The following is an 8,363-nucleotide window of genomic DNA, read 5'->3' as shown; positions in this document are numbered from 1 at the left end:
CGCGCCCAGACCGCGCACCTGGCCGCCGGGATGGTGCGCCGGCTGGAGGCCGCCGCCCAGGCGGTACCGGCGCTCGCGCCGTACGTCCCCGGGCTGCGGACCGCCTTCGACGCGGTGGCCGCACTGGGGCACCGGGGGCGCGACTGGGCGGCCCAGCGGGTGCACGGCGATCTCCATCTCGGCCAGACACTCCGCGCGGCCGACGGTTTCTGGTCACTGATCGACTTCGAGGGCGAACCGGCCAGACCGCTGCCCGAGCGCCGACGGCCGCAGTTCCCGGTGCGCGACATCGCCGGGATGCTCCGCTCCTTCGACTACGCGGCCCGCTCGCACCGCCCGTGGAACGACGACTGGGCGGCCCGCTGCCGGACCGCCTACTGCGAGGGGTACGCCGGCGCCGCGGGCGTCGACCCGCGCAGCGAACCGGAGCTGCTGCGCGCCCACGAGACCGACAAGGCGGTGTACGAGGTGCTGTACGAGGCACGGCACCGGCCCGACTGGCTCCCGGTCCCGATGGCCGCGATCCACCGGCTGGCCACCGCCGACGACTGACGGCCCGGCGCGTACCCCCGCCGCCGCTCCCTTGTCCCCCGCTTCACCTCCACACCCTCCGAGGAGGCTGTCCCCGTGACCGCCCGCAAGCCGTCCCGCAAAAAGCCCGCCCCCACCGAGGCCCCCCGAGCCCTGCCGAAGACACCCGACGGGGCGGCTTCCCCGGCACCTCCGGCTCCTCCGGCCTCCCCGGCATCTCCGGCTCCTCCGGCCTCCCCGGCATCCCCGGCTTCTTCGGCGGGCCCGGCCGAGGCGGTGGTCGCAGCGCCGTCGCCGGAACCGGCCGCCCCGGCCGGACGGAAGAAGCCGGCGGCCGCGCGGGCCGACGCCACGCCGTCGCGCCCCCGCCGGGGCACCGGAAGCCGGGGCGTACGACAGGCGCGTCCTCTCGACGACGGCGACCGGGGCCGGCTGCTCGCCGGTGAGCACCACGCCCCGCACGACCTGCTCGGCGCCCACCCGGTCCGGGGTGGTGTGATCTTCCGGGTGCTGCGTCCGCACGCCCGGTCGGTGACCGTGCTCGCCAAGGGGCTGCGGGCGCAGCTGCACGACGACGGCGACGGCTTCTTCTCCGGGCTGCTGCCGATGCCCGCGCTGCCCGAGTACCGGCTCCTGGTCGCCTACGAGGACAACGAGATCGAGGTGCAGGATCCGTACCGCTTCCTGCCCGCGCTCGGCGATCTCGATCTGCATCTGATCGGCGAGGGACGGCACGAGGAGCTGTGGACCGCCCTCGGCGCGCAGCCCATGGAGCACCAGGGGGTGGCGGGCACCCGGTTCACGGTCTGGGCGCCCAACGCCCGCGGTGTGCGGGTCGTCGGGGACTTCAACTACTGGGACGGCACCGGCTTCCCAATGCGTTCGCTCGGCTCCACCGGGGTGTGGGAGCTGTTCCTGCCCGCGATCGGGGAGGGCGCGCTCTACAAGTTCGACATCTGCCGTCCGGACGGTTCGCACACGCTGCGCGCCGACCCGATGGCCCGGTACGCCGAGGTGCCGCCCGCCAACGCCTCGATCGTGACGGCCTCGCACCACGAATGGCGGGACCAGGAGTGGATGGCGCACCGCGGGGACGTCCCGGTGCACGAGGCGCCGCTGTCGGTGTACGAGGTGCATCTGCCGTCCTGGCGGCCGGGGCTCACCTACCGCCGACTGGCGTCCCAACTCCCGGCGTACGTAAGGGATCTCGGGTTCACGCATGTGGAGCTGATGCCGGTCTCCGAGCACCCCTTCGGCGGCTCCTGGGGGTATCAGGTCACCGGGTTCTACGCCCCGACGTCACGCATGGGCACACCCGACGACTTCCGTTTCCTGGTGGACTCCCTGCACCGGGCCGGGATCGGTGTGATCGTCGACTGGGTGCCCGCGCATTTCCCGCGCGACGACTGGGCGCTGGCCGAGTTCGACGGCCGCCCGCTGTACGAGCACTCGGACCCGTCGCGGGCGGCGCATCCCGACTGGGGCACGCTGGAGTTCGACTTCGGGCGCACCGAGGTGCGCAACTTCCTGGTCGCCAACGCCACTTACTGGTGCGAGGAGTTCCATGTCGACGGACTGCGGGTCGACGCCGTCGCCTCGATGCTCTATCTCGACTACTCGCGCGAGGAGGGCGGGTGGTCCCCCAACGAGCGCGGCGGGCGGGAGAATCTGGACGCCGTCGCCTTCCTCCAGGAGATGAACGCCACCGTCTACCGCCGCAATCCGGGCGTGGTGACCATCGCCGAGGAGTCCACCGCCTGGGACGGCGTCACCCGCGCCACCCACCATGTCGGCCCCGGCGGCTTCGGGGGGCTCGGCTTCGGGCTGAAGTGGAACATGGGCTGGATGCACGACTCCCTGGAGTACGTGTCGAAGGAGCCGGTGCACCGCAAGTACCACCACAACGAGATGACCTTCTCGATGGTGTACGCGTACAGCGAGAACTACGTCCTGCCGATCTCGCACGACGAGGTGGTGCACGGCAAGCGGTCGCTGGTCTCCAAGATGCCCGGCGACTGGTGGCAGCAGCGCGCCAACCACCGGGCCTACCTGGGCTTCATGTGGGCCCACCCGGGCAAGCAACTCCTCTTCATGGGGCAGGAGTTCGCCCAGGGGGCGGAGTGGTCGGAGGGGCACGGCCCGGACTGGTGGCTGCTCGACCCCTCGTACGCGGCGGAGAGCGACCACCGGGGCGTACGCACCCTGGTGAGCGACCTGAACACGGTGTACGTCGCCACCCCCGCGCTCTGGCAGCGCGACACCGTTCCGGAGGGCTTCGACTGGGTGGACGGCGGCGCCGCCGAGGACAATGTCTTCGCCTTCCTGCGCTACGACGCGCACGGCTCGCCGCTCCTCGCGGTCAGCAATTTCTCCCCGGTGGTGCGGCACGACTACCGCGTGGGCGTCCCGGAGGTGCTCGGGGACCGGGTCGCGTGGGCGGAGGTCCTCAACACCGACGCCGCGCGGTACGGCGGCAGTGACGTACTCCACTGCGGCCCGCTGAAGCCCGAACCGGTGGCCGCGCACGGCCGGCCCGGCAGCATCGTGCTGACCCTGCCGCCGCTGGCGACGGTCTGGTTCCGGCCGGTCTGAGGCACGGCACGTGGCCCGCGACCGTCTCGTTCTCCCGGTCGCGGGCCCTCAAGTCCCGATGCCACACGGCACGCCGGGCATTGCCCGTTCGGGCCACCCCTGTCTGCCCTCTGGTCCCTGGCCCCGCGAACGTCCACCACGTATCCAGGAACGGTTGCTGTTCCTGTGTGGGAAAGGCCCCTCTTCGTGCGTGTCCAAGAGAACGACAGAACCCCGCGGACCGAACACGGCCGTACCGCGGCCCGCACCCTCGCAGGGGGCGGGACACCGCTGCGGGGCCCCATGGCGCTGCAGGCCGTCGCCGGGAACGCCGCCGTCGTCCAGATGCTCCGCCAGGCCGGCCACCCCTGGGCCCAGGAACAGCACCAGCACAGCCCCGGGTGTGGCCACCACCAGGCCGAACAGGCCCAGCAGCCGGCCGTGCAGCGGGTGCCCGCTCCCACGGAACTCTCCGTCCAGCGGCTCACCGTCGAAGACGCACCTTCGTCGTGGCACGGCCAAGCGGTGCGGCGCTCGGGAGAGGGAGCCGACGGAGTCTTCTTCGTGGGCCCGCCGGGGGCGGAGGTCGTGGTCAAACCCCTGTCGTCCACGGGCAATGTGGAATACGCCCATCGGTTTCTGGAGCACATGGACATCCGGGCGCCCCGGATCGTCCGCCATGCGGTCGCCTCACGTGAGGGACAGGCGATCCATGACCTCCTGATGAACAACCAGGCAGTGGGCCGGACCCCGGAAGAGATTCCGAATCAGCTGGGCACCGCTCAGGCATTCCTTGTCATGGAGACAGCCCCGGGGGCCACGCTGCAAGGCATGGACGCCAATGCCGCACTGCAATTCCTGGGCGACGAGGCAGCCTTGCGGCAGACCGGCCGCACCATGGTCGCCGATGCCTTCCTCGGCAACGACGACCGGGTAGTGGGTGGCAGGGTCAACCTCGGAAACTTCCTCTACCAGGCAGCGACAGCCATCGCACCGACGACACGGCTCACCGCGATCGACAACAACTCCAGGTTCACGGCCCCGCAGGTCCTTCCCACCCGAGCGGGCGGCAAGAAGCTGGACGACAGGCTTGCGGTGAAGCTCGGCTACCTCGGGATGCTTCGCGATCCCGCCCGCAGCAACGCGTTCATCGCCAGGTTCCTCCAGAGGTTCCGTCAGGCCCACCACAACAGCCCGGAGATCACCGGGATTCTGGACGACGATGCGCAGTCGGGCCCGGTCAAGGACCGGCTGGGAGAAGGGATCACATCCGCGTTCGCCGATCTCGCGACCGTCTTCACCGACAACGTCTTTCTACTGCGTGCCATCGGTTCGGGCTACGACGAGGCGAGTGCCGAGGACCGGTCCGTCTCCGGAGCCAAAGCCACCGCGAAATACGTCTCGGACACCCAGAAGGGCCTGACTCATGATCAGGCGGTCGACCAGCTGATCGGCTACGTGGAGCGACGCTGCGCCAAGGACAAGCTGCCCACTGGCCTCAAGTGGATGGGCCAGCTGGTCGCCTGATCTTTCGAGCCGGCGACCGGCCTTCCCCTCGTGGCGTAGAGACCGGGACCGCAGACGACACACTGCATGGTGTACGTCTGCGTTTCCGGCATCCGGCTTCTGATTCGGCGCGAGCGTCCACTCACACCGTCTCGAAGACGTCCTCCAGCTCCTGGAGCAGCTTGCGCTTGGGGCGGGCGCCCACCATCGACTTCACCGGTTCACCGGAGCGGAAGACCATCAGGGTCGGCGCCGACAGCACCGCGTACCGGCTCGCGATCCCCGGGCTGGTGTCGATGTCCAGCTGGACGACCTCCATGCGGCCGGCCAGCTCGGTGGCGACGGCGCTGAGCACGGGAGCGAGCTGGCGGCACGGCCCGCACCAGTCGGCGGTGAACTCGACCAGTACGGGAAGGTCCGCCGCGAGCACCTCCGTATCGAAGGTGGCATCGGTGACCTCGGCCACGCCCTCTGCATGAATCATCTGTCATCCTCCCAGTTCACAACGTGGTTCGGGACCGCCGGGGAGCACTGCCCCGGCCTCCAGTTCGGCCCTGGCGAGCTGTGTGCCCACTTGGGCACGGACCGCCTGGAGCTGCTCGATGAGCGAGTCGAGCTCGCCGAGCTTGCGCCGGTAGACGGCGAGCGAGGCGGGGCAGGCGTCACCGGCCGGGTGGCCGGCGCGCAGGCAGTCGACGAACGGCCGGGTCTCCTCCAGCTCGAACCCGAAGGCCTGCAGGGTCCGGATCTGCTGGACCAGCCGCAGGTCGTCCTCGTCGTACGCGCGGTAGCCGTTGCCGGCCCGCCGAGCGGGCAGCAGTCCACGTGACTCGTAGTACCGAAGAGTCCGTGTGGTCGTCCCGGCCCGTTCGGCCAGCTCCCCGATTCGCATGGCCTCGACGGTAGACCTTGACGCGGACGTCAAGGCAAGCGCGAAGGGCCGCCGCGGGAGTTCCCGCGGGCGGCCCTTCGCCGGTGTGTTCCGTGTGGGTCTACGCCTTCGCCACGGCGAGCTTCTCGTCACCGTCGCGCGGCCCCGGAACGTCCGCGCCCTCCACGTCCTGGTTGAGCATCTGCTCGTTCCACGGGAGCGCGCCGGAGAGGACCTTGTCCACCCGTTCCCGGTCGATCTCCTTGGTCCAGGTGCCGACCAGGACGGTGGCGACCGCGTTGCCCGCGAAATTCGTCATGGCGCGGGCCTCGCTCATGAAGCGGTCGATGCCGACGATCAGGCCGACGCCGTCGACCAGGCCGGGGCGGTGCGACTGGAGGCCGCCCGCGAGGGTGGCCAGGCCCGCACCGGTGACTCCGGCGGCGCCCTTCGAGGCGACGATCATGAAGAGCAGCAGCGAGACCTGCTCACCGGCGCTCAGCGGGTCGCCCATCGCGTTGGCGATGAAGAGCGAGGACATCGTGAGGTAGATCGCGGTGCCGTCGAGGTTGAAGGAGTAGCCGGTCGGCACGGTGATGCCGACGACCGGCCGGCTGACCCCGAGGTGCTCCATCTTCGCGATGAGCCGCGGCAGGGCGGACTCGGAGGAGGAGGTGGAGAGGATCAGCAGGAACTCGCGGCCCAGGTACTTCAGCAGAGCGATCAGGTTGACCCCGGCGACCAGCCGCAGGATGGTGCCGAGCACCACGAAGACGAAGATCGCGCAGGTGAGGTAGAAGCCGACCATGATGATCGCGAGGGACTTCAGCGCGTCGATGCCGGTCTCGCCGACCACCGCCGCCATGGCGCCGAACGCGCCGACCGGGGCCACCCACATGATCATGGCGAGGATGCGGAAGACGAGGCGCTGGATGTGGCCGATGCCGCGCAGCACCGGCTCACCGGCCGAGCCCATGGCCTGGAGCGCGAAGCCCGCGAGCAGTGCGACGAGCAGGGTCTGGAGCACCTCGCCCTCGGTGAAGGCGGAGACGATCGTGGTCGGGATGATGCCGAGCAGGAAGTCGACGGTGGACTCGCCGGCTCCGGCCGCCTGCTTCTCACCGGCGGCGCGTACGGCTTCGGTGAGGTGGAGGCCCTGGCCGGGCTCCAGGAGGTTGCCGACGAGCAGGCCGATGCCGAGTGCGACGGTCGACATCACCAGGAAGTAGCCGAGGGCGAGGCCGCCGACCGCGCCGACCTTGGCGGCCTTGCGCACCGACCCGACGCCCAGCACGATCGTGCAGAAGATGATGGGCGAGATCATCATCTTGATCAGGTTCACGAAGCCGGTGCCGATCGGCTTGAGCTCGACGGCGAAGTCCGGGGCCACGAAGCCCACGAGGATGCCGAGGCCCACCGCCGCGATCACGGCCAGATACAGATAGTGCGTGCGGTCCCGCTTGGCTGCTGCCACTCCCACGGGGGTTCTCCTCGGCTCGTCCGGGTCACTCCCCCGTCCCTGGGGGCGCAAGGGCTGTCCGGCGGATCGGAGCCGGAAAAACCCTTGGCGAATATCTCGCTCTCTGTGACACCGGTCACCGTTGCGTGCATTTCGTTCATCGGATTTCGGCCAGGCAGACTGTGGGCATGCGTCTCCCCCGCCCCCGTACCCGCCCGCGCAGCCTGGCCGGTCAGCTCTTCGCCATGCAGGTGGTGCTGGTGGCGGCCGTGGTGGCGGGCTGCGCGTTCTTCGCCTACGTGTCCGGCAGCGAGCAGGCCAAGGAGACCGCGACCCGGCAGGTGCGGGCGGCCGCGCTGGCGATCGCCGACTCACCGTCCGTACGGGAGGCGATCCGTACCCCGGACCCGTCCGCCGTGCTGCAGCCGTACGCGGAGAAGGTCCGCAGGGACACCGGGATCACCTTCGTCACGATCATGTCCCCGGACCGGGTCCGCTGGACGCACCCGGACGCCGACCGGATCGGCGAGACGTTCCTCGGGCACACCGCGCAGGCGCTGCGCGGCGAGACGTTCACGGAGACGTACACCGGCACGCTGGGCCCCTCGATCCGGGTCGTCACGCCGGTCCGGGACGGCTCCCGGATCACCGGTCTGGTCAGCGCAGGCATCACGGTCGAGCGGGTCTCCTCGCAGGTGCGGGCGCAGCTCGGGGCGCTGGGGCTGGCGGCGGGCGGGGCGCTCGCGCTCGGCGGCATCGGCACGTATGTGATCAACGCCCGGCTGCGGCGGCACACGCACGGCATGAACGCCGCCGAGCTGAGCCGGATGCACGACTACCACCAGGCCACGCTGCACGCGGTGCGCGAGGGGCTGCTGATGCTAGACGGACGGCGACGGATCGCGCTGATCAACGACGCGGGCCGGGAGCTGCTCGGTCTGGAGCCGGGTGCGGTCGGGCGCAGGGTCGCCGAGCTGGATCTGCCCGCGTCGCTGACCGGTGCGCTGCTCGCCTCCGAGGAGCGGGTCGACGAACTGCATCTGACGGCGGACCGGGTGATCGTGGTCAACACCCGTCCGGTAGTGGGCGGGGAGCAGCGCGGCACGGTCGTGACGCTGCGCGACCACACGGAACTCCAGGCGCTGTCCGGCGAGTTGGACTCCGAGCGGGGCTTCACCCAGGCCCTGCGCTCGCAGGCGCACGAGGCGGCGAACCGGCTGCACACCGTCGTCTCGCTGATCGAACTGGGCCGGGCCGACGAGGCGGTGGGCTTCGCCACGGCCGAGCTGGAGCTGGCCCAGACGCTCACCGACCGGGTGGTGGGCGCCGCCGAGAACACGCCCGACTGGCCGGCGATGGGGCCCGCCGAGGTGGACGCGTTGAGCCGCGCCGCGCTGAACGGCACCCGCAGCTATCTCTACGGCA

6 protein-coding genes and 1 pseudogene are annotated in these 8,363 nt (G+C 70.7%); 4 read left to right on the top strand and 3 right to left on the bottom strand.

All coding sequences use genetic code 11. The annotated features are described in order from the left end of the window. The 3 genes and pseudogenes from ABZY11_RS40705 to ABZY11_RS40695 all read left to right on the top strand — a co-directional run. Positions 1-552, top strand: a pseudogene (locus ABZY11_RS40705) (maltokinase); the annotation flags it as partial. Positions 553-807: 255 nt separating this feature from the next. Continuing rightward, on the top strand, positions 808-3,123 hold the full coding sequence (gene glgB / locus ABZY11_RS40700) for a 1,4-alpha-glucan branching enzyme (protein WP_356483999.1): 2,316 nt from the start codon (positions 808-810) through the stop codon (positions 3,121-3,123). Between the two features lie 186 nt (positions 3,124-3,309). Next, complete coding sequence (locus ABZY11_RS40695; protein ID WP_356483998.1) at positions 3,310-4,629, top strand: hypothetical protein; 1,320 nt, start codon at positions 3,310-3,312, stop codon at positions 4,627-4,629. A 121-nt stretch (positions 4,630-4,750) separates the two neighbouring features. Here the strand turns inward: ABZY11_RS40695 and trxA are convergent, their stop codons facing one another. The 3 genes from trxA to ABZY11_RS40680 form a co-directional block, all read right to left on the bottom strand. Further along, positions 4,751-5,092 (bottom strand): thioredoxin, encoded by a 342-nt coding sequence (trxA, locus tag ABZY11_RS40690; protein WP_356483997.1) that lies wholly within the window; start codon positions 5,090-5,092, stop codon positions 4,751-4,753. Positions 5,093-5,095: 3 nt separating this feature from the next. Further along, on the bottom strand, positions 5,096-5,500 hold the full coding sequence (locus ABZY11_RS40685; protein WP_356483996.1) for a MerR family transcriptional regulator: 405 nt from the start codon (positions 5,498-5,500) through the stop codon (positions 5,096-5,098). Between the two features lie 100 nt (positions 5,501-5,600). Next, on the bottom strand, positions 5,601-6,959 hold the full coding sequence (locus ABZY11_RS40680; protein ID WP_356483995.1) for a cation:dicarboxylase symporter family transporter: 1,359 nt from the start codon (positions 6,957-6,959) through the stop codon (positions 5,601-5,603). A 167-nt stretch (positions 6,960-7,126) separates the two neighbouring features. On the opposite strand from ABZY11_RS40680, the gene ABZY11_RS40675 reads away from it, so the two are divergent. Then, a partial coding sequence (locus ABZY11_RS40675; RefSeq protein ID WP_356483994.1) for a histidine kinase occupies positions 7,127-8,363 on the top strand: 1,237 nt, incomplete at its 3' end.

Source organism: Streptomyces sp. NPDC006510 (genome assembly GCF_040611955.1).
Taxonomy (GTDB): domain Bacteria; phylum Actinomycetota; class Actinomycetes; order Streptomycetales; family Streptomycetaceae; genus Streptomyces.
The sequence above is the reverse complement of the archived record's forward strand: the minus strand, read 5'-3'. Positions and strand labels throughout refer to the sequence as shown.